This is a genomic window from Corynebacterium sp. (genome assembly GCF_030532325.1).
In the GTDB taxonomy this organism is placed as follows: domain Bacteria; phylum Actinomycetota; class Actinomycetes; order Mycobacteriales; family Mycobacteriaceae; genus Corynebacterium.
In genome coordinates this window covers 1-19,452 of record NZ_JAUNLS010000006.1, presented here as the reverse complement: position 1 = coordinate 19,452, position 19,452 = coordinate 1, and the positions used below count along the sequence as shown (strand labels likewise).

The following is a 19,452-nucleotide window of genomic DNA, read 5'->3' as shown; positions in this document are numbered from 1 at the left end:
CAGATCCGTTGATTCTACGTGTCGCGTGATGGGCGGGATGCAGTTGAGGGGGAAGGGCTGTCCGCGGGGCTGAAACCGTGCGCGCGCCAGGACTCGCTGAACTCCGTGGCCAGCAGGTCCAGCAGCGCCTGGGCCTCCTCCCGGCGGGAGCTAGCACTGACCACCGCGCCCTTGATCTCGTTGCGGAAGCGCTCGGCTCCGTCGATTTCGATGGCTTCCACGTCATCGCTGGCGGCGGCGTCGGTGGAGTAGACCCAGCCGGCGTCGGCCTCACCGGAGGCAACCTTTCCCAGGACGTCGGCCACCTGGCCCTCGAGGGAATCGGCGCTGACGTTAAGGCCTGCCTCCTGCATGATGCGCTGGGAAGTATCACCGCAAGGCACCTGGGGATCGCAGAGTACCAGGCGGGTGTCGTCGGTGAGATCGTGAATGGAGCTAATACCCGCCGGGTTTCCGCGCGGAACCACCATGACCATGGTGTTGGTGGCCAGGGTGCGCGGGGCGTCCACGTCGCCGTTGTGGACGGCCATGTCCATCGTGGCGGCGGAGGCGGTGAGCAGGAGATCGGCCGGCGCGCCCTCGTGGATGGTGTGGACCAGCTCAGAAGAACCGCCGTTGTTAAAGGCCAGGGGTATCTCTGACTGCGCCTGGAGATCCTCGTTGAGCACCCGGGTGGAGGAGGCCGCGAAGACCTGGAGTGTATCCGCGGGCTGGCTGGCGCAGCCGCTCAAGGTCAGCGCGCTGCTCACAATGAGCGCAGCCGCTGCGGCCGCACGGCGCGGGTGGTGGGGTGTGCTGTGCATCAAGGGGCTCCTCCGGTTGTGGGGCGGCTGCATCACACACTAGTGCGCGCGGGGCGCTGGCGGGCGGGAATGCGGGCGCTTCCTTGGTGCCTGAAAGTTTACTACGATTAAGTCCGTGAAAAATAACCTTGGGCTCAGTGTTGTCTCCGGTGAAGGCTCCCGGCATGCTGCCGGTGGTACCTCCCGGGATGTCTCCCTTGCCGCATCCCTGCGCGCCCGCGGCCGCTGGTTCCGCATCGCGGGCGCAGTGGTGGGGCTGTGGATCCTGTGCGGCATGGGGATCTACGTGGCCGGCGTGCTCGGCGCACCCGTGGTGTGGTGGGATCTCATTCACCCGCTGACCATCGGCGCACTGACCACCGCCATCGTGGTGCTGGGCACGCACTTTAGCCAGGCCCTGACCCGCACCCCGGCCGGGGGCTACCGCGGCGTGGCCGCGCGCGTGGCCCTGGTGCAGGCCGCACTCGTGCTGCTCTTGGTGGACCGGGCGGGCTATGACTGGGGCGTTGCCTCCACGGCGGCCAGCCTCCTGGTGATTGTGGCGCTGGGCTGGCAGTTCGCGGTCATCTACCGCTGCCTGCGCGGGGCGCTGACCGGTTCCTTCGCCGTGACCGTGCCCTGGTACCTGGCCGCCTGTGTGGCCATGGTGATCTCCGCGCTGCTCGTACTGGCCGCGGGCAACGGGCTGGGGAACTACTCCGCCCTGGTAGCCGCCCACTCCCGTGGGATGGTGTGGGGCTTTGCCCTCATGACCATCGTGGCCACGGTGGTCACCCTGCTTCCCACCCTGACGGGCACCAGGATCGCCGGGCAGGCGGCTGCGCGGTGCCTGCGCGCGTTGGTGGTGCACTGCGTGGGGCTCAGCGCCGCGATGTTTCTCTACGCGGTGGGGCTGAGCGTGGCCGCCGGCATGGCGCAGCTCTTCGTGGTGCTCGCGGTTTTGTCCGTCATCCAGCCGGTCCTGGCCGGCGTGCTGCGCGGCCGCATGAGTATCGCCGCGCTGGCCGTCATCGCCGGCCTGGTGTGGATGCTGGCCGTGTGCGCCGCGGATGCCGCGCTGGCCCTGGTGGGCGAGTACCCGCGCGGGGCAACGCTTCTGCTCATGCCGGTCTTTGTGGGCGCGGCTCTTCTGCAGATGGTCACCGGTGTGGCCCAGCACCTGCTGCCCGTGCTGCTCGGCGGCGGGCCGGACACCGTGCGCGCCCGGCAGCAAGCCGCCCAGCGCGGCGGCTACCTCCGCCTGGCACTCATCAACGCCGGTGGCGTGGCCTGCCTTTTCGGGGCTGAAAACGCCGGGCTTATCATGATGGGGTTAGGCCTGGGGGCCACCGTCGTGCTCATCCTTCTCGCGCTGGGGAAGCACCCCAGCTCCACCACCGAAGAAAAAGGAGAGGCTCATGCCTAAGAACCCTTCCACACCGCCGGCCGCCGGTCAGCCCGCCCAGGCCTCGCTGTCCCCGGAGAGAGCCCGCACGCTCTCGTGGGTGATCATCGTCGTGGCGCTCATCGCGGTCAGCGCCCTGGCGGTGATGAACTCCACCGTGTGGAAGCACTCCGGCACCGCCGGCAGCGGGGACATGGTGGCCAGCGGTGAGGCGGTGACCGTGGACGTCTCTGTGGAAGGCATGGCCTTCGTGCCCAACTCCGTGGACGTGCCGGCCGGCTCCCGCCTGGTGGTCAACTTCACCAACACCGGCGATCAGGTCCACGATCTTAAGATCGGCGAGGCCGAGACCGGCCGCGTGGATCCGGGCGATAGCGTGCAGCTCGACGCCGGCGTGATCAGCCAGAGCGTCGAGGGCTACTGCACCATCGCCGGGCACAAGATGCAGGGCATGGTCTTCAACGTCAACGTGGGTGCAGAAAGCGGCGCGGGCTCGGCCGCCACCATGGCGGAGGGCAACACCGGCGCCGGTCACGCGCACGGGGCCTCCGCGCCTATCGAGGTCCCCTCCGCCGCCGAGCGCACCGCCCCGCGGGATAACTTTGCGGCCTTCGACGCCGCCCTGCCGCCCGCCGGCGGCGAGCTGCACGAGGAGACCTGGACCATGACCGAGGAAGAACTCGAAGTCGCCCCCGGCGTGACCCAGACCCGCTGGCTGTTCAACGGCCAGAACCCCGGGCCCGTCCTGCGCGGCAAGGTGGGGGATCGCTTCAAAATCACCATCGTCAACAAGGGCAGCATGGGCCATTCCGTGGACTTCCACGCCGGCGAGGTCACCCCAGATAGCAACATGAAGACCATCCAGCCGGGGGAGTCGCTGACCTATGAGTTCACCGCGCACCGCGCCGGGGCGTGGATGTATCACTGCTCGACGGACCCGATGAGCCTGCACATCGCCAACGGCATGGCCGGCATGGTGATCATCGACCCGCGCGGCGCCGACGCGCTTGGCCCCGTCGACGCCGAGTACGCCATGGTGGCTGATGAAGTCTTCCTCGGCACCGAGGGCGCGGACCCCGAGCGCGTGAGTGCGGGCGATTTCGACCTCATGGCCTTCAATTACTACCCCAACCAGTACGATATCGACCCACTCACAGCGAAGGTGGGGGAGAAGATCCGCATCTGGCTGGTTAACGTGGGCCCCGATCAGCCGCTGAGCTTCCACGTGGTGGGCGAGCAATTCGAGACCGTCTACAAGGAAGGCGCCTACCTTATCCGGGATAAGGAAGACGCCGGTTCGCAGGCCCTAGACCTGCTGCCCGCCCAGGGCGGGTTTGTGGAGATGACCTTCAACGAGCCAGGCACCTACAGCTTTGTCAATCACATCATGACCAACGCGGAGAAGGGCCAGCACGGCAAGATCGTCGTCGAGTAGCACAGGCGGCCGGCAGGTGGGCTGCCGGCCAGCGCGCTAGGCGCCGTGCGAGGGAGTCTCGCTGGCGTCGAGCTGCGCGCGGTGGGAGCGCACCGGCTCCCAGGCGGTGTGGCCGCGCATGTCCGTGGTGCGGTTATCGCGGGAACGGTAGACCACGTAGGGGCGGGTGACGTAGCCCACCGGCGCGGAGAAGGCGTGCACCAGGCGGGTAAAGGGCCACACGGCGATGATGGTGAAGCCGCAGAGCACGTGCACCTGGAACTGCCAGGGCACATCCACCATGGTTTCCGGGTGGAGGTTAAACACCAGCAGATCGCGCAGCCACGGCGAGATGGTCTCGCGGTAGTCGTAGCCGTGCGGTCCGCCGAAGACTTGGGTGCTGACCGTCGCGATGGTGCCGGAGGCAATGGCCAGGCCCAGCACGAGGTACATCACCTTATCGGAGGTCGAGGTGGACAAGAACACCGAGCGGTTGACAATGCGCCGGTAGAGCAGGCCAATGAAGCCCAGCACCACGGCCGCAGCCGCGATGGTGCCCGGGATTGTGGCAATGAGGTGGTAGGCGGAATCACTAATGCCCACCGCCCGCGTCCAGGACTTGGGGAAGGCCAGGCCCATGATGTGGCCGATGACCACAAAGACCATGCCCCAGTGGAAGAGCGGGGAGGACAAGCGAAGGAGCTTGGATTCGTAGATCTGTGAGGAGTGCGTGGTCCAGCCAAATTGGTCGGTGCGCCAGCGCCAGAAGATGCCCACGACGAAGGCGGCAATGGCCAACCACGGGAATGCGCCCCAGAGGAAGTTAGTGAAGTAGTCCATGGGTGGTCCTTAAACGTAGTCGGGTTGGGAGGTTGGGAAGGGAAGATCGGCAATGCCCACCATCTCCGCCGGCGGGCCGGTGCGGATGAGGTCGACGTATTTCTGGGCGGTGGCGGGATCCACCGCGGGCAGGGAGGCGCACACGGCGGTAATCAGCGCGGCAAAGGGAGAGCCCAGGCCGAGCAGCGCGGCGCGCAGGACCTCCAGGCCCTGGCGGTGGCTGGCCAGCATCTCCACGGCGTGGGCGTGCTGGGCGCCCTCGGTCATGGCCACGGCCTCCAGCACCACGCAGAGGTGATCCGCCAGCTCGTCCTCGCTGGGGATAAGCCCCATGGACTCCAGCTGCTGGCGAAAGGCCAGAATGGCCATGCCGCGCTGACGGGTATCGCCCACCGCGTAGTAGGAAAGGTAGAGCGAGCAGCGCCTACGCTGGTCAAAGGTGTCCACGTAGTGCTCCTCGACGCCGCGCAGCCCAGCCTCGCGGGCCCAGGCGGCGAACTCTGCACAACGCTCGGTCACCTCTCGCGGCAGCTCGCGCACGGAGTCCTCCACCACGCGCAGGCGCTCCAGGTAGTCCGCGCCGGGGTAGTGCAGGAGCACGGCGGCGGCCATTGCTACGGTGCGGCGCTGCTCTTCGCTCAGGCTCACCGGCTCCACGAAGTCCGTGGGCACCGGGCCGGTGTGCGTGCGCGCGGTGCGCTTGAGGTCCTTCGCCCCGCCCGCGGAGCCGATGCCGGCTGGGGTGCCGAAGCCCGCGATGGCGTCATCCAGCGGCGCGCCTGCGTGATGCGCCCCGGTGCGCGCGGCGCCGGGCGTGGTGGCCGGAAGGCGCCGCGCCAGTTTCTCAACGATATTCCTCTTCGTCGTCCTTGCTCTGTAGTCCTTGCTCTCTGCGCCGCGGCTTAGGCGTGCGCCTCGCCCTCGCGCCGGGGCGGGAACATGGCATCCGGGCGATCCCCAGTCCAGGACATCAGCGAGACCGGCTGGCCGGCCCCGCCCGCGCCCGGGGAGCAGGCCTCCGGCGCGCCCATGCCCAGATCGTGGAAGATCTCGTCGCTGCTGCGCGCCGGGTCCACCCCGCCGAAGGGATCCAGCGAGGAGATGCCACGCGGGGTTTCCGGGGAGGCGGTGGGGATGACGTAGCGGTCGTCGTACTTGGCAATGGACAGCAGGCGGTACATCGCCTCCATGTCCTTGCCGGTCATGCCCACGGCTTGGGCGATCTCCTCCTGGGGCTCGTTGCCCAGGTTGATATCGCGCATGTAGGAGCGCATGGCCACCAGACGGCGCAGGGACTTTTCCACCGGGACGGTGTCACCCGCGGTGAACAGGCCCGCGAGGTACTCCAGCGGGATGCGCATGTTCGACAGCGCGCTGAAGAGGATCTTGTGGTCCTCGCCGTCGTTACCGGTGGCGCTGACCTGGTCCACGATGGGGGACAGCGGCGGGATGTACCAGACCATCGGCAGGGTGCGGAACTCCGGGTGCAGCGGCAGGGCCACGCCGTAGGTGAAGATGAGATCGTAGATGGGCGAGTTCTGCGCGGCGTCGATCCAGGAGTGGGGGATGCCCTCGGCCTGGGCGGCGCGCACCACCTCGGGATCGTGGGGATCGAGCATGATGGACTTCTGTGCCTCGAAGAGGTCCTGCTCGTTCTCGGTGGCGGCGGCCTCGGCGACGCGGTCGGCGTCGTAGAAGATGACGCCCAGGTAGCGCAGGCGGCCCACGCAGGTCTCGGAGCACACGGTGGGCTGGCCCACCTCCAGGCGCGGGTAGCACAGGGTGCACTTCTCGGCCTTGCCCGTCTTGTGGTTGAAGTAGACCTTCTTGTAGGGGCAGCCGGAGACACACATGCGCCAGCCGCGGCAGCGATCCTGATCCACCAGCACGATGCCGTCCTCGGTGCGCTTGTACATCGCGCCTGAGGGGCAGGAGGACACACACGTGGGGTTGAGACAGTGCTCGCAGATGCGCGGCAGGTAGAACATGAAGGAGTCTTCGATCTCCTTCTTGACCTTGAGGTTCATCGCGTGCAGCGTGGGATCCTGGTCCAGGGTCTCCGTGGAGCCGCCCAGGTTGTCGTCCCAGTTGGAGGACCACTCGATCTTGTTGATCTCGCGGCCGTCGATCTGGGACACAGGCTTGGCGGTGGGCTGGGTCTTTTGGCCCGGCTTGGCGCCCATGAGGTCCTCGTACTGGTAGGACCAGGGCTCGTAGTAGTCCTGGATGGTGGGCAGGTTGGGGTTGTGGAAGAGGGTGGCCAGCTTCTTCAGGCGCCCGCCCGCCTTGGGCTTGAGCTTGCCGCTGGCGGTGCGCTGCCAGCCGCCCTTCCACTTCTCCTGGTCCTCCCAGGTGCGCGGGTAGCCCACGCCCGGGCGGGTCTCCACGTTGTTGAACCAGATGTACTCGGTGCCTTCGCGGTTGGTCCATGCCTGCTTGCAGGTCACTGAACAAGTGTGGCAGCCGATGCACTTGTCCAGGTTCATGATCATGGAGATTTGCGCCATGACTTTCATTAGTACGTAACCTCCTGAGAACGACGGCGCACGCGTGTGACTTCGTCGCGGTTGTTGCCGGTGGGGCCGATGTAGTTGAAGTGGTAGGTCAGCTGGCCGTAGCCGCCGGCGATGTGCACCGGCTTGATGGAAATACGGGTCAGCGAGTTGTGGGTGCCGCCGCGGCGCCCGGTGTGCTCGTTGAGTGGGGTGCCCACGGTGCGCTCCTGGGCGTGGTTGCAGATCATCGTTCCCTCTGGGATGCGGTGGGAGACAATCGCGCGCGCGGAGACCACGCCGTTGCGGTTATAGACCTCAACCCACTCGTTATCGCGCACGCCGATCTTGGCGGCGTCCTTATCGGACATCCACACCACCTGGCCGCCGCGGGAGATGGAGAGCACGTGCAGGTTGTCAAAGTACTGCGAGTGGATGGACCACTTGTTATGGGTGGTCAGGTAGCGCAGCGTGACCTCGACCTCGCCGCGCTCGTTGCGCAGGGTCTGGCCCGGGGCGAACTCGCCGTGCATGCGCACGTGGTCCAGGGGCGGGCGGAAGATGGGCAGCGCCTCGCCGTAGTCGAGGAACCAGTCGTGGTCCACGTAGTACTGCATGCGGCCGGTCACGGTGTGCCAGGGCTTATCAAACTCCACGTTGATGCTAAACGCGGTGTAGCGGCGCTTGCCGCGCTTGTCCGCGGTCCACTCGGGCGAGGTGATGACCTCCGTCGGGCGCTCCTTGATGGAGTCCCAGGTGATGCGCACGTCCTCGTCCGGGGTGCCCAGTGGGGAGAGGTCCTTGCCGGTGCGCGAGGAGAGGAACTCAAAGCCCTGCTTGGCCAGCTCGCCGTTGGAGACACCCGAAAGGTGCAGGATGGCGTTGATGACCTTGGTGTCCTTGGTGAGGTCCACCAGCTGGCCCTGGGAGGTCTCCGAGGTACCACAAATGAGCTCGAGCTCCTTGACCTGCTTGGACACATCGAACTTGGTGCCGTGCACGCCGGTGCCGGCCGTGGCGGGCAGGGGACCTAGGTGTGTCCACTTCTCGTAGATCTTGGTGTAGTCGCGCTCGACAACGTGCAGTTTGGGCATGGTCTTGCCCGGGATGAGGTGTTGCTTGTCGACGTCCGGCACCACGCCGCGCGGCATGCCCATTTCATCCGGGGAGTCGTGGTGCGAGGGCTGGGTGATGATGTCGGTCTGAGTACCCAGCCACTTCACCGCCTTATCCGAGAGCGAGGCGGCGAGATCCCTAAAGACCTCGAAGTCCGTGCGCGCCTCCCACGGCGGGTTGATAGCCGCGTTGAAGGAGTGCAGGTAGGGGTGCATGTCCGTGGAGGACATGTCGTGCTTCTCGTACCAGGTGGCCGCCGGCATGATGATGTCGGAGACCAGGGTGGTGGAGGTGTTGCGGAAGTCCGTGGTCATCATGAGGTCGAGCTTGCCCTCGGGGGCTTTATCGACCCACCTGATGGTCTTGGGACGATCTTCCTCGCTGAGCTCCTCGGCGGTAGCGTCGGAGTCCACGCCCAGCAGGTGGCGCAGGAAGAACTCGGTGCCCTTGGCGGAGGAGCCCAGCAGGTTGGTACGCCAGTTGAGCAGGATGCGCGGCCAGTTCTCCTCGGCCGAGGGATTATCGTAGGAGAATTCCAACTCACCGCTGCCCAGCTTCTCCACGACGTAGTCGGTGATTTCCTTACCCGCTTGCTTGGCCTCCTCGGCGATGATGAGGTTGTTCTTGTTGAACTGCGGGTAGGCCGGCATCCAGCCGCGACGCATGGACTCGGCCATGGTGTCGGAAACCATCTTGTCACCGATGCTGCCGCGGCTGGCCAGCGGGGAGCCCAGGTGGGAGGCCCGCGAGTTGTCGTAGCGGTACTGCTCGGTGGCGAAGTAGTAGAAGCCAGTGGAGATCATGTGGCGCGGCGGGCGCTGCCAGTCGGTGGCCATGGCCCACTGGGTCCAGCCGTTGATGGGGCGCAGCTTCTCCTGGCCCACGTAGTGCGCCCAGCCGCCGCCGTTGACACCCTGGGTGCCGCACATCGAGGTCAGCGCCAGGAAGGTGCGGTAGATGGTGTCGGCGTGGAAGTAGTGGTTCACGCCAGCGCCCATGATGATCTGGGAGCGGCCCTGAGAGTCCGCGGCGTTTTGGGCAAACTCGCGGCCGATGCGGATGGCGGTCTCGGCCGGCACGCCGGTGAGCTCCTCCTGCCAGGCCGGGGTGCCCACCTCGCTGGCATCGAAGAAGTCCTTGGGCCAGCTGCCGGGCAGGGTGAGCTCGGGGCGCTCGACGCCGTAGTGGGCGAGCATGATGTCGAAGACGGTGGTGACCTTGCGGCCGTCGACCTCGCGCACGGGCACGCCGCGGTGGACGATGCCCGCGCCGATGGGGCCGTTGCCTCCGTCGGCGGAGTCGGCCTCGAGGTCGGCGTCGAGATCAAAGCGCGGGAAGAGCACCTCTGCGGTACCAAACTCATCGGTCTCGGCGATGGACATCACCGGATCGGCGTGGTCAAGAGAGAGATTCCACTTTGCGGAGTCCATGTCCCAGCGGTCGGCCATGGTGCCGCCCGGGTCCACCACGCGGCCGTTGGCTTCCATCACCAGGGTGCGGGACTCGGCGTTGGGGGAGTGAGCCAAGGGGTCGCCGCCCAGCTCGGCGGCCGTGAGGAACTTGCCTGGGGTGTAGGTGCCGTCGGCGCGCTCGTCTAGGGTGACGAGGAAGGGCGCGTCGGTGTACTTGCGCATGTAGTTGAGGAAGTAGGGCTCCTGGCGCTCCACGTGGAAGGTCTTGAGGATGACATGCCCCATGGCAAAGGCCAGGGCGGCGTCGGTGCCGGGCTCGATGCGGGCCCATTCGTCGGCGAACTTGGTGTTATCCGCGAAGTCCGGGGAGACCACGACCACCTTGGTGCCCTTGTAGCGGGCCTCGACCATGAAGTGAGCGTCCGGGGTGCGGGTGACCGGGATGTTGGAGCCCCACATCATGAGGTAAGAGGAGTTGTACCAGTCGCCGGATTCCGGCACGTCGGTCTGGTCACCGAAGGTCTGCGGGGAGGCCGGCGGGAGGTCGGCGTACCAGTCATAGAAGGACAGCGCCACGCCGCCGATCATCTGCAGGAAGCGGGTGCCCGCGCCGTAGGAGACCTGCGACATGGCGGGGATGACGGTGAAGCCGAAGATGCGGTCGGGGCCGTACTTGCGCAGCGTGTAGACGTGCGCAGCGGCCGCGATGTCGATGGCTTCCTCATAGGAGATGCGGATGAGGCCGCCCTTGCCGCGCTGGGAGACGTAGGCACGGCGCTTGTCCGGATCCTCCTGGATGGCCTTCCAGGCCAGAACGGAATCGCCGTCGTGCTTGGCCTTTTCCTCGCGGAACATGTCCACCAGCACGCCGCGGGCGTAGGGGTAGCGCACGCGGGTGGGCGAGTAGGTGTACCAGGAGAAGGAGGCGCCACGCGGGCAGCCGCGCGGCTCGTATTCCGGCATGTCGGCGCCGGTGGTGGGGTAGTCCACCGCCTGGGACTCCCAGGTGATCACGCCGTCCTTGACGTAGACCTTCCAGGAGCAGGAGCCGGTGCAGTTCACGCCGTGGGTGGAGCGGACCATCTTGTCAAAGGCCCAGCGGTTGCGGTAGAAGACGTCGGCCTGGCGGCCGCCGCGGAGGAAGAGTTGCTGGCCCGAGTCGCTGGCCTCACCCTTGCGTAGGTAGGCGCCCAGCTTGAAGAGGGGGTTGAGTTTGCCGTCGACGGGCTCGACGTGGTTAGCCATGTCTTAATCTCCTTGAGAAAAGTTGCGGGGAGAAAGGTGCGCGGGTGTTCCTAGCCGGGGAAGGGCGCGTTGGGGCGGGCGTAGTAGATCCACACCAGGACGGTGGTGATGGCGAAGTAGACCACGCAGCCCCAGAAGAAGGCGGCGGCCGGCATCATGGACAGCAGTACGCCCACGACGAAGGGGCCGAAGGCGCCGATGGCGCCGGTCCAGCCGATGACACCGCCGGCCTGACGCGGCGGCAGGATCATGGGCATCTGCTTGAAGGTGCCGGCGTTGCCCAGGCCGGTGAAGAAGAACATGATGAGCATCGCGCCCAGGAACCACCAGAACTGATCCGGGCTGGAGGGGTTGAGGAAGAGTGCAGCCACGGCGGTGAACACGGTCATGCCCGCGCAGCCGATGAAGGTCCAGATGGCGCCGCCGAACTTATCGCACAGCGGGCCCCACAGGGCGCGCACCAAAGCACCGATCAGTGGGCCGAGGAAGGCGAAGGCCGCGCCCTTGGGCAGGTTTTCGTAGGAGCCGGCGAACTGGGAATCGGCGCCGAAGGTCTGGTTGATGAGCAGCGCCATCTGGGCGGCGAAGCCGGAAAAGGCACCGAAGGTCATGAGGTAGACCACGGTGAGGATCCACGTGTTCTTGTTGCCAAAGATGTCGATCTGCTGGCGGAAGTTGGCCTTGACCGGGACGTCCTTGAGCAGCATCCAGGCGATGATGGCGCCGACGATGGCCCAGGGCACGAGGAAGATGGCCGGGTTGTGCACGAAGATCTCGCCGGCCTCGGTGCGCTGCGGGGCGACGAAGCCGATACCCAGCAGGGTAAAGCCCATGAGCCAGGGGGCGACGAGTTGGATGAAGGAGATACCGAAGTTGCCAATGCCGGCCTGGATGCCCAGGGCGGTGCCGGACATGCGCTTGGGGAAGAAGTATCCGGTGGAGGGCATGAAGCCGGAGAACACGCCGCCGCCGATGCCGGAAAGGAAGGACAGGGTCAGCAGCCACCAGTACGGGGTGGAGGTGTCCTGCACTGCGAAGAACCAGCCCAGCATGGGGATGATGAACAGCAGCGAGGAGAGGCTGACCAGCTTGCGGGTGCCAATCATGGGCGGCAGGAACATGAACAGGAGGCGGAAGAGGCCGCAGGATAGGCCTGCGATGGAGGTCAGCCAGTAGAGCTGAGACTTGCTGAGGTCAAAGCCGATCTGGTTGAGCATCGGCGCGATGGCGGATACCAGGTACCAGGTGGCGAAGCCGATGATGAGTACGAATGTGGAAATCCACAGTGTGCGCCAGGCAATCTTGGAGTCCCAGCGGGCGGGATCTTCCGGGTCCCATCCCTGGATGACCTTGCCTGAGGTAGTGAGAGTTGTCATGGATCCTCTATTGGTCGAAGTGAACCTGTGATCCTTAAATTACCCGAGGAAGTTCGTTAATATGACATTTAACAAAAAGAAAGCCGTGGAAAATATGGGCACATAAATGTTGCGAAAATCGCGGCTTGACGACGACCCAGCTAGGACGGTTTTCTGTGAAGGTTCGGTTTTGCAGAGTTCGCAATGCGGTGCTTTCCCGCGCAGCCACAGTCTGTACAGCCACAGCCCGCGCAGGCACAGCCACAGTCACAGAGCAACAATCACACAGAAGCTGAAGGAACTCACATGATCCCGTGGACGACATCCATCATCGTGGCCTCCGATAGAGTGCGCCGAGGGGAAAGAGACAATGCAGCCGGGCTGCGCGCGCAAGAGATGCTAGAAGCGGCCAACTGCGCGGTGGATAGCCTGCAGGTCGTGGCTGAGGAAGAAGGCGCTATTGACCGCGCCCTCCGCGCCGCCCTCACCGCGGGCCATCGCGTGGTAGTGATCATCGGGGCCACCGGCGTCCACGAGGGCAATTTCACCCCGGAGGTCAGCGCGCGCTACGTGCGCCTGCGCCTGCACGGGCTGGAGACCCAGGTGCTCATGGAGGGCCTGAAGAACTCGCCCAAGGCCGGGCTGTGCCGCGGCATCATCGGGCTAGACCGCCACGGCGGCACCCTCATTATCAACAGTGCTTCCTCCCGCGGCGCGGTGGAGGACACCCTCGGCGTGGTGCTGCCGCTGCTACCGGACATCCTGGGTAGCTGCGGGCAGCGCTCTTAAGCTCCGGTCACGCGGTGCTCGTAGGCGCGCAGCTGCGTGAGCGTGTCATAGTCGCGGATCTCCTCGCCCACCGGCACCACGGCCAGGGGCCCGGCCGCCCGCAGCAGGGAGCGCGCGGAGCGATTGTGCACCTCGCCCAGGCGCGTGATCGCGCGGCCCAAAGCTTCTGCCTGCCACAGCGCGCACAGCGGCTGCAGCTGGCCCTGGTTCGCGGCCACGGCCGCCTCCACGGCAGGGGCCTTCTCCAGCGCTACGAGGAGCTGGGGCAGCACCAAGGGGGACTCGGGTGCGTCGACCGCGAGCACCGCCACCCGGCTGGCCGAGGAGCGCGCGGCCAGAAAGCGGTAGCCAGCCGCAATACCGGCGGCGGGCCCGCCATAGAGCGGGGTCTCGCAGACCTGCGGGGTGCCCAGCCAGTGCGGGGAAACCACCACGGTATCCGCCCCATAGGGCAGGTGGTGCATGAGCCGATCGAGCATACGCACCCCGCCGACGCGCACGCTGGCTTTGTCCACCCCGCCCATGCGGCTGCCGCGGCCGCCGGCCACGATGATGGCGCCCAGCCCGGCACCGCCGCCCAACGCTGGCGCTAGCATTCGGGCAGCTCGCGGGACCAGTCACCGGAGCGCCCGCCGGATTTGGCGGTGATGCCGCAGCGGCGGATGTAGGCGGAGCGGTCCACGCCCTTGACCATGTCGATGACAGACAGTGCGGCCACGGAGACCGCGGTGAGTGCCTCCATCTCCACGCCGGTGCGGTCGGCGGTGCGCACGGTGGCCTCGATGAAGACGTGATCCTCAGCCAGGGTGATGTCCACCGAGCAGCCGTGCACGCCGATGGTATGCGCCAGCGGCAACAGATCCGGGACCTTCTTGGCGGCGGAAATGCCGGCAACGCGCGCCACGGCGAGCACGTCGCCCTTGGGCACGGTGCCATCGCGCAGCGCGGCGAGCACCTCGGGCGAGCAGGCTATCTCGCCCTGCGCGGTGGCCGAGCGCACTGTGGGCTGCTTCTCGGTGACGTCGACCATGTAGGCCGAGCCGGACTCGTTGAGATGGGTGAACTTCATGGATGAATCTCCTTCAGACGGTGATAAGACGCGTGAAAATCGCGAAGATTTAAGAGTCGGGGGCGGCTGAAACACTCAGCCTCATTGAGCGGCCATGCGCGGCCTAGAAGAGGTAGACGCGCAGACTATCTGCCAGTTCCTCCCCGGCATCCAGGGCCGCGAAGCCGTGCGTGCCCGAGAGCGAGGCCACGAGGTGGCTGCCCAGGCTGCGGTGGCTAAAGGGCGTGGCCACGGGGCGCTCCCCGTGAGAGTCGAGCTGCACGGGCACGAGCGTGGTCTTCGCCGGGGCAGCCGCCGGGAAGGAGGCGGCGTCGATCGCCGCGGGCAGATACGGCCGCTGCCAGGGCGAGCCCGGGCGTGGGTGGCCGGCAAGCACGCGCAGCGCCTGGCTGACGTAGAGATGAAAGGACATGAACGCCGCCACCGGGTTGCCCGGCAGGCAGAGCACCGGCGTGCCCTCCCAGCTGCCGTAGCCCTGCGGGGCGCCGGGTTTATGGGCCACGTGCCCGAACCACGCGCCCGGGGTGTGGCCCAGGGTGTCGTGCACTACGTCGAAGGCACCCGCCGAGACCCCGCCGGTGGTGACGATGAGATCACATTGCCCGGCCAGCTCATCGAGCACGGCGGCCAGCTCCTCGGCGTGGTCGCCGCTGCGGCGAGTGGTCACGACCTCCGCCCCTGCCTGGCGCGCCAGCGCGCTGAGCATGGGGCCGTTGGAGTCGGGGATGCGCGTGCCTGCCCTCTGCGCGGTAGTGGCTGTGCGTGGGGTGGCCGTGCTTGGCGACGCTCCCTCGGCCCCCACCCCCTCACCCAGCTCCGCGCCGGTGGAGATCACGCCTACCCGCGGGCGGGGATAAACGCTCACCCGGTTCACCCCGGCTGAAAGCAGGGCGGCGAGAGTTCCGGCGTCGATAAGCTCGCCCGCGCGCGCAATAATCTCGCCTTGGCAGATGTGCTCGCTGCGGGCCCGGATGTTGCGCCGATGCGGCGCCTGGGTGATGGTCACCTCCTGCGGCAAGGGCTGCGGGCCCGCCGGGGTGGTGGTCAGCTCCACCGGGACCACGCAGAGATCGGCGTGCTCCTCGGGCACCGGCCCACCGGTCATGATGCGCACTGCCTGGCCGACGGGTACCTCCCGCGGGCTGCCGCCGGCGGGAACGTCGCCTGCTACCGGAAGCGTCCACGGGCCCTGGCCGTTGTCAATACTGGCGGCGTGGACGAGGAAGCCGTCCATTGCGGAGTTGCTAAAAGGCGGCAGGGGAATGGCGGCGCGCACGTCCTGCGCCAGCACCAGCCCCACCACGGAGGCGTCCACGCCGCGCTCCTCGCTGGGCAGGCCGGCTGCGCTCGGCACCGTGTCGAGCACCGTGTCAATCACGGCATCAAAGTGCTCTTCCACACCGCGGGAAGAAGAATGAGGCGAATGAGAAGAATTCAGCACGCCAACAGCCTAACAGCGCAGCCTACGCCTACCCGCCAATGGCGGACATGGGGCGATCCGGCTGCAAGAAGCCTTCGTCGTTAACGCCGTGGCCTGGCAGCTTGGCCCACATTTCCCCGGCCCAGGCCCGCGCGAGTTCGGTGTCGCTGGCGCCCTCGCGCATGAGAGCCCGCAGCGAAGTCTCCGAGTTACCAAATAAGCAGTTGCGCACGGCGCCGTCGGTGGTCAGGCGCGTGCGATCACAGCTGCCGCAGAAGGGATGCGTCACCGAGGCGATCACACCGATGCGCCCGGACGGAGTCGCGGAATCGCGGCCAGTGGCCTCCCACAGGGCGGCGGGTGCCGAACCACGCGGTTCGCGCGCCGGGTGGAGCTCGAAGGCCTCCTCGAGGCGGGACAGGATGTCTTCGGCGGTGACCATCTGTGCGCGGTCCCACTGATCGCGCGGGCCCAGCGGCATTTGCTCAATGAAGCGCAGCTGCGCGCTGTGGCCCAGGCAGTAGCGCGCCAGCGGCACGATGTCCTCCTCGTTGACCCCCGGCATCACCACGGCGTTGACCTTGACCGTGCCCAGGCGGCCGGCGCGGTGCGCGGCTGTGGCCGCCTCGATGGCGGAGAAGACGTCGCTGAGCCTGTCGCGCCTGGTCAGTTGGGCGTAGAGCTCGGGGTCCACGGTGTCCAGCGAGATGTTGACGCGGTCGAGCCCGGCCTCGATGAGGCCGTCGAGGCGGCGGGGAAGCCCCAGGCCGTTGGTGGTCAGCGCCGTGGCGGGAGCCAGGCCCTCGTCGGTGTGCAGCTGCGTGGTGGCCGCAAGGATCTTCTCCAAAGACTTGCGCAGCAAAGGCTCGCCGCCGGTAAAACGCACCTGCCGGATACCCAGCTGGGTAACCGCGATGCGGATGAGGCGGATCGTTTCTTCGTCGCTGAGCGTGTGCTCGGTGGGCATCCACTCTAAGCCCTCGGCGGGCATGCAATAGGTACAGCGCAGGTTGCAGCGATCCGTCAGCGAGACGCGGAGATCCCGGGCCTGGCGCCCGTAGCGGTCGAGCAAGTCGCGGCGGCCATCGGCGTGGGCAGGAGGGAGATCCGCAGCCGATGCGTCGGCCCCGCCGCGGGCGGCCCCGCGCGGGGAGGGGGTAGGGAGAAAGACGCGATCAGACATTAACCACACTTTAGCCGGAGTAATAGCGGATTAATAGTCGCCCGCCCGGGCGCGACCAGGCTAGCGAGCTAGGCGGGGCCTGTCGGCGTGGATGCGGGGCGGGACTCCGTGGCGCCCTCGGCAGGATCGAGGCGTTGAGACTCGCCCGGGCCTTTGAGGCGGATGATGTTGTATTCGCCTTCCGCGAGGTGGGAGCGCAGGTCCTTCTTGTCAAACTTGCCCACGGAGGTTTTGTCAATGGATTTCACAAAGGTCCAGTACTCCGGCAGCATCCAGGAGGGCAGCTCCTTGCGCATGCCCTCGCGGATACGCTCGGCGGTCTCGATGGTGGGCGAAATGCCCGCGGCGAGCACGGTGACGGCCAGGGGGCGCTCCACCCACTGCTTATCCGGGAAGCCGATGACCGCGCACTCCAGGACCACGGGGTTGGCCATGACCAGATTCTCCAGCTGCACCGAATAGATCCATTCGCCGCCGGAGCGGATGACATCGCGGGCGCGGTCCTCGACGGTGAGGAAGCCATCCTCGGTGACCGAGCCGACATCGCCAGTGCGTAGCCAGCCATCGGCGGTGAACTTGGAATCGGCGTCCTCCACGGCCTTGCCGCGGAACTCGGAGGCGGACTCGCCCGGCTCGGAGCTCGGAGAGTGGTAGTAGGAGCCGGTGACCAGGTTGCCGCGCACCTGGATTTCGCCGGCGTTGCGGTCAGTGGTGGAGACCACCTGGCCGTCGTTGACCACGCGGTACTGCAGGGAGGCAGGGAAGCGGCCCTGGGAGATGCGGTAGGCCCAACGCGCCTCGCCGGAGGCTCCAGAGGGCGGGCGGGCCACGGTGCCCACGGTGGTGGTCTCTGCCATGCCCCACACGTGGACCACGTCCACGCCGTAGCGCTCCTCCCAGCTCTTGATGAGCTGCGGCGGAACGGGGGAGCCGCCGGCGTAGATCTCGGTGAGCGTCATGCGCTCCGGCGGGTTCTTGAGGTAGTGGACAAAGAGCTGAATCCAGATGGTGGGTACACCGTGGGCCACGCGCGGGGAGGTCGCGGCGATGATGCGGGCGAGTTCGGCGGGGGAAATGTTGGCGTCGGGAAGCACCAAGGGCGTGCCCGTGGCAAAGGCCGCGAAGGGAACACCCCAGCTGAGCACGTGATAAATGGGGATACAGCACAGGAAGGTCTCGCCGTGGGTGACGGCCAAAGAGTCGGTGGATCGAAGCTGCATGCACTCCAGGTAGAGCGCGCGGTGGGAGTAGAGCACCCCCTTCGGCGCGCCGGTGGTGCCGGTGGAGTAGCACAACGCGGCGGCGGTGCGCTCGTCGAGCACCGGCCACTGATAGACGGTGGAGCGCCCGTCGAGCAGGGACTCGTAGGAATAGACGTGAATGTCCGGGTGGAAGCGGACGTGGGGAGTCTCGGTGCCGATGAAGACCACAGCCTTGACGCACTCGACGCCGGCCAGCACCTTGGAGAGCTGCTCCGCCAGGCGCGGGTCCGCGACGATGACCTGGATTTCCGCGTGGTTGACGATGTGCCGGATCTGGTCATTCATCAGCTGCTTGTTCAGCGGGGTAATGACCGCGCCCTTACAGGCGGTGGCGAAGAGTACCTCGAGGTGCTCAGCGCAGTTCCACATCAATGTGCCCACGCGCTCATCGCTGGTGATGCCGAGCTCGTCGTGCAGCGCGTGCGCGAAGGCAGCGGCGCGCGCCCCGACCTCCGCGAAGGTGGTCTCCTCACGCTCCTCACCGGGCCATTCGCTGTGCCACGTGGTGATCTTGGTGTGGCCGTGAACGGTGGAACCATAGGTGAGAATCCGGGTGAGGGAGAGCGGAATGTCCTGCATCGTCGACAGCATGCGTACCACTTTAGCGGTGTCAGTATGAGCGCGTGTGTGCTATGCGGTATAGTGAGCGGCGACTGGCGGAGACGTTGATTATGCACTTCCCCGCAGAACCGAGCACATCCCGGTCATCGCGCAGCGCCGTGGGCGCTGCTGCCGGATGAGAACGCTCGCAGTCGCCTTCCATCGCGTGATGCTCACTGGTTGTTGAGCTGGGCATGCGTGCATGACACTACTTTCTGCCCGCGCCCGCAGAGGATGCGGATCGTGGCGGCGGAATCACCTTAAATTACACACTGGCTTCCAGCGGCGTACGGTGCGGCGTTGCACGTGCCCTTTCGGTACGCGCGCTGGTCAAGCGACGAAAGGATTTCCGTGAGCACAACGGACAAGACCGCAGCACAGGACCTGGCATCCCTGAAGCTGCCGGAACTGCGCAAGCTTGCGGCGGAGCGCGGACTTCGCGGCGTTTCTGGACTGCGCAAGGGGGACCTCATTACCGCGCTGACCACCGGACAGGTGCCGGCCAAGGGCGCAGCGGCGAAGGCTGAGGCTCCCGCCCAGCCGGAGAAGGCCGAGAAGACTGACAAGTCTGGCAAGCCCGAGAAGGCCGACACAGCCGAGAAGCCCACCGCAGACAGCGCCAAGGAGCCAGAGCAGGAGCCGCGCCGCGCGCGCAAGGCCACCCGCAAGGCCGGCTCCGTGGAGGGTGCTGCCGAGGAGCAGGCTGCTGCCGAGAACAAGAGCACCGACCACAAGCCCGAGACGCAGGCCCCGGCCACCACCGCGGCGTGGACAAGGGTGGCGCGAACAAGGGCGGCGAGGAGCACGGTGAGCACCGCTACGAGTCGCGCTCTCAGGCCCGCCGCGCCCGCCGCAACCGCGCCCGCCGCCAGGAGCGCGAGGCCCGCGAGGAAAACAACAAGGCCAACAACGGCGACAACGGCCACAACGAGGGCGGTCACGATAACGGCCACAACGACAGTGGTCACAACGGTCAGAACGGTGGCCAGCACGAGGGCCACGAGGGCGAGAAGTCCCACCACAACCGCGATAACCACCGTGACAACAATGGTGGCAACAATAATGGTG

The 19,452-nt window shown here is 66.7% G+C and carries 14 protein-coding genes and 2 pseudogenes; 5 read left to right on the top strand and 11 right to left on the bottom strand.

Annotated features, from left to right (window positions below; translation table 11 throughout):
* Nucleotides 1-14 precede the first annotated feature (14 nt).
* Nucleotides 15-803, bottom strand: a complete 789-nt coding sequence (modA, locus tag Q4E25_RS04855) for a molybdate ABC transporter substrate-binding protein (protein ID WP_303154661.1) — start codon at nt 801-803, stop codon at nt 15-17.
* Between the two features lie 115 nt (nt 804-918).
* On the opposite strand from modA, the gene Q4E25_RS04850 reads away from it, so the two are divergent.
* Both Q4E25_RS04850 and Q4E25_RS04845 read left to right on the top strand, forming a co-directional pair.
* Entirely contained in the window at nt 919-2,208 is a 1,290-nt protein-coding gene (locus Q4E25_RS04850) for a beta-carotene 15,15'-monooxygenase (RefSeq protein ID WP_368502605.1), read from the top strand.
* On the top strand, nt 2,201-3,622 hold the full coding sequence (locus Q4E25_RS04845) for a multicopper oxidase domain-containing protein (RefSeq protein ID WP_303154658.1): 1,422 nt from the start codon (nt 2,201-2,203) through the stop codon (nt 3,620-3,622). The genes Q4E25_RS04850 and Q4E25_RS04845 overlap by 8 nt, the downstream gene beginning before the upstream one ends.
* Nucleotides 3,623-3,658: 36 nt before the next feature.
* On the opposite strand, the gene narI is transcribed toward Q4E25_RS04845, so the two are convergent.
* From narI to Q4E25_RS04820, 5 genes are all read right to left on the bottom strand, one after another.
* Complete coding sequence (gene narI, locus Q4E25_RS04840; RefSeq protein ID WP_303154656.1) at nt 3,659-4,441, bottom strand: respiratory nitrate reductase subunit gamma; 783 nt, start codon at nt 4,439-4,441, stop codon at nt 3,659-3,661.
* Between the two features lie 9 nt (nt 4,442-4,450).
* Entirely contained in the window at nt 4,451-5,173 is a 723-nt protein-coding gene (gene narJ / locus Q4E25_RS04835; RefSeq protein ID WP_303154819.1) for a nitrate reductase molybdenum cofactor assembly chaperone, read from the bottom strand.
* A gap of 170 nt (nt 5,174-5,343) precedes the next feature.
* The gene (gene narH / locus Q4E25_RS04830; protein WP_303154655.1) at nt 5,344-6,957 is read right to left on the bottom strand and encodes a nitrate reductase subunit beta; all 1,614 of its coding nucleotides are present in this window, start codon (nt 6,955-6,957) and stop codon (nt 5,344-5,346) included.
* Entirely contained in the window at nt 6,957-10,706 is a 3,750-nt protein-coding gene (locus tag Q4E25_RS04825; RefSeq protein ID WP_303154652.1) for a nitrate reductase subunit alpha, read from the bottom strand. The genes narH and Q4E25_RS04825 overlap by 1 nt, the downstream gene beginning before the upstream one ends.
* A 50-nt stretch (nt 10,707-10,756) precedes the next feature.
* A complete protein-coding gene (locus Q4E25_RS04820; protein ID WP_303154649.1) occupies nt 10,757-12,082 on the bottom strand; it encodes a NarK/NasA family nitrate transporter in 1,326 nt (441 codons plus the stop codon).
* Nucleotides 12,083-12,367: 285 nt separating this feature from the next.
* Between Q4E25_RS04820 and Q4E25_RS04815 the strand changes: the two genes are divergently transcribed.
* Nucleotides 12,368-12,850 carry a molybdopterin-binding protein gene (locus Q4E25_RS04815; RefSeq protein WP_303154647.1) on the top strand — a complete coding sequence of 161 codons (483 nt, stop codon included), beginning with the start codon at nt 12,368-12,370 and terminating at the stop codon, nt 12,848-12,850.
* On the opposite strand, the gene Q4E25_RS04810 is transcribed toward Q4E25_RS04815, so the two are convergent.
* From Q4E25_RS04810 to Q4E25_RS04790, 5 genes are all read right to left on the bottom strand, one after another.
* Nucleotides 12,847-13,446, bottom strand: a complete 600-nt coding sequence (locus Q4E25_RS04810; protein ID WP_303154644.1) for a molybdenum cofactor guanylyltransferase — start codon at nt 13,444-13,446, stop codon at nt 12,847-12,849. The two genes, Q4E25_RS04815 and Q4E25_RS04810, sit on opposite strands and share 4 nt — an antisense overlap.
* Nucleotides 13,440-13,919, bottom strand: coding sequence for a cyclic pyranopterin monophosphate synthase MoaC (gene moaC / locus Q4E25_RS04805; RefSeq protein WP_303154643.1), 480 nt, complete (start codon nt 13,917-13,919; stop codon nt 13,440-13,442). Before moaC ends, Q4E25_RS04810 begins: the two co-directional genes overlap by 7 nt.
* Before the next feature lie 103 nt (nt 13,920-14,022).
* Nucleotides 14,023-15,360 carry a molybdopterin molybdotransferase MoeA gene (locus tag Q4E25_RS04800; RefSeq protein ID WP_303154642.1) on the bottom strand — a complete coding sequence of 446 codons (1,338 nt, stop codon included), beginning with the start codon at nt 15,358-15,360 and terminating at the stop codon, nt 14,023-14,025.
* Between the two features lie 28 nt (nt 15,361-15,388).
* Nucleotides 15,389-16,522 carry a GTP 3',8-cyclase MoaA gene (gene moaA, locus Q4E25_RS04795; protein ID WP_303154640.1) on the bottom strand — a complete coding sequence of 378 codons (1,134 nt, stop codon included), beginning with the start codon at nt 16,520-16,522 and terminating at the stop codon, nt 15,389-15,391.
* A 68-nt stretch (nt 16,523-16,590) separates the two neighbouring features.
* Nucleotides 16,591-18,375 (bottom strand): long-chain fatty-acid--CoA ligase, encoded by a 1,785-nt coding sequence (locus Q4E25_RS04790; RefSeq protein WP_303154639.1) that lies wholly within the window; start codon nt 18,373-18,375, stop codon nt 16,591-16,593.
* Nucleotides 18,376-18,690: 315 nt separating this feature from the next.
* On the opposite strand from Q4E25_RS04790, the pseudogene Q4E25_RS04785 reads away from it, so the two are divergent.
* Nucleotides 18,691-18,819, top strand: a pseudogene (locus Q4E25_RS04785) (hypothetical protein); the annotation flags it as partial.
* 332 nt (nt 18,820-19,151) lie between these two features.
* Nucleotides 19,152-19,452 (top strand): annotated as a pseudogene (locus tag Q4E25_RS04780) (transcription termination factor Rho); the annotation flags it as partial.

Excerpts from the sequence above, each read along its gene's own strand:
- modA (WP_303154661.1), bottom strand. The coding sequence starts at position 803 with ATGCACAGCACACCCCACCACCCGCGCCGTGCGGCCGCAGCGGCTGCG.
- Q4E25_RS04845 (WP_303154658.1), top strand. The coding sequence starts at position 2,201 with ATGCCTAAGAACCCTTCCACACCGCCGGCCGCCGGTCAGCCCGCCCAG.
- narI (WP_303154656.1), bottom strand. The coding sequence starts at position 4,441 with ATGGACTACTTCACTAACTTCCTCTGGGGCGCATTCCCGTGGTTGGCC.
- narH (WP_303154655.1), bottom strand. The coding sequence starts at position 6,957 with ATGAAAGTCATGGCGCAAATCTCCATGATCATGAACCTGGACAAGTGC.
- Q4E25_RS04825 (WP_303154652.1), bottom strand. The coding sequence starts at position 10,706 with ATGGCTAACCACGTCGAGCCCGTCGACGGCAAACTCAACCCCCTCTTC.
- Q4E25_RS04820 (WP_303154649.1), bottom strand. The coding sequence starts at position 12,082 with ATGACAACTCTCACTACCTCAGGCAAGGTCATCCAGGGATGGGACCCG.
- Q4E25_RS04815 (WP_303154647.1), top strand. The coding sequence starts at position 12,368 with ATGATCCCGTGGACGACATCCATCATCGTGGCCTCCGATAGAGTGCGC.
- Q4E25_RS04810 (WP_303154644.1), bottom strand. The coding sequence starts at position 13,446 with ATGCTAGCGCCAGCGTTGGGCGGCGGTGCCGGGCTGGGCGCCATCATC.
- moaC (WP_303154643.1), bottom strand. The coding sequence starts at position 13,919 with ATGAAGTTCACCCATCTCAACGAGTCCGGCTCGGCCTACATGGTCGAC.
- moaA (WP_303154640.1), bottom strand. The coding sequence starts at position 16,522 with ATGTCTGATCGCGTCTTTCTCCCTACCCCCTCCCCGCGCGGGGCCGCC.
- Q4E25_RS04790 (WP_303154639.1), bottom strand. The coding sequence starts at position 18,375 with ATGCTGTCGACGATGCAGGACATTCCGCTCTCCCTCACCCGGATTCTC.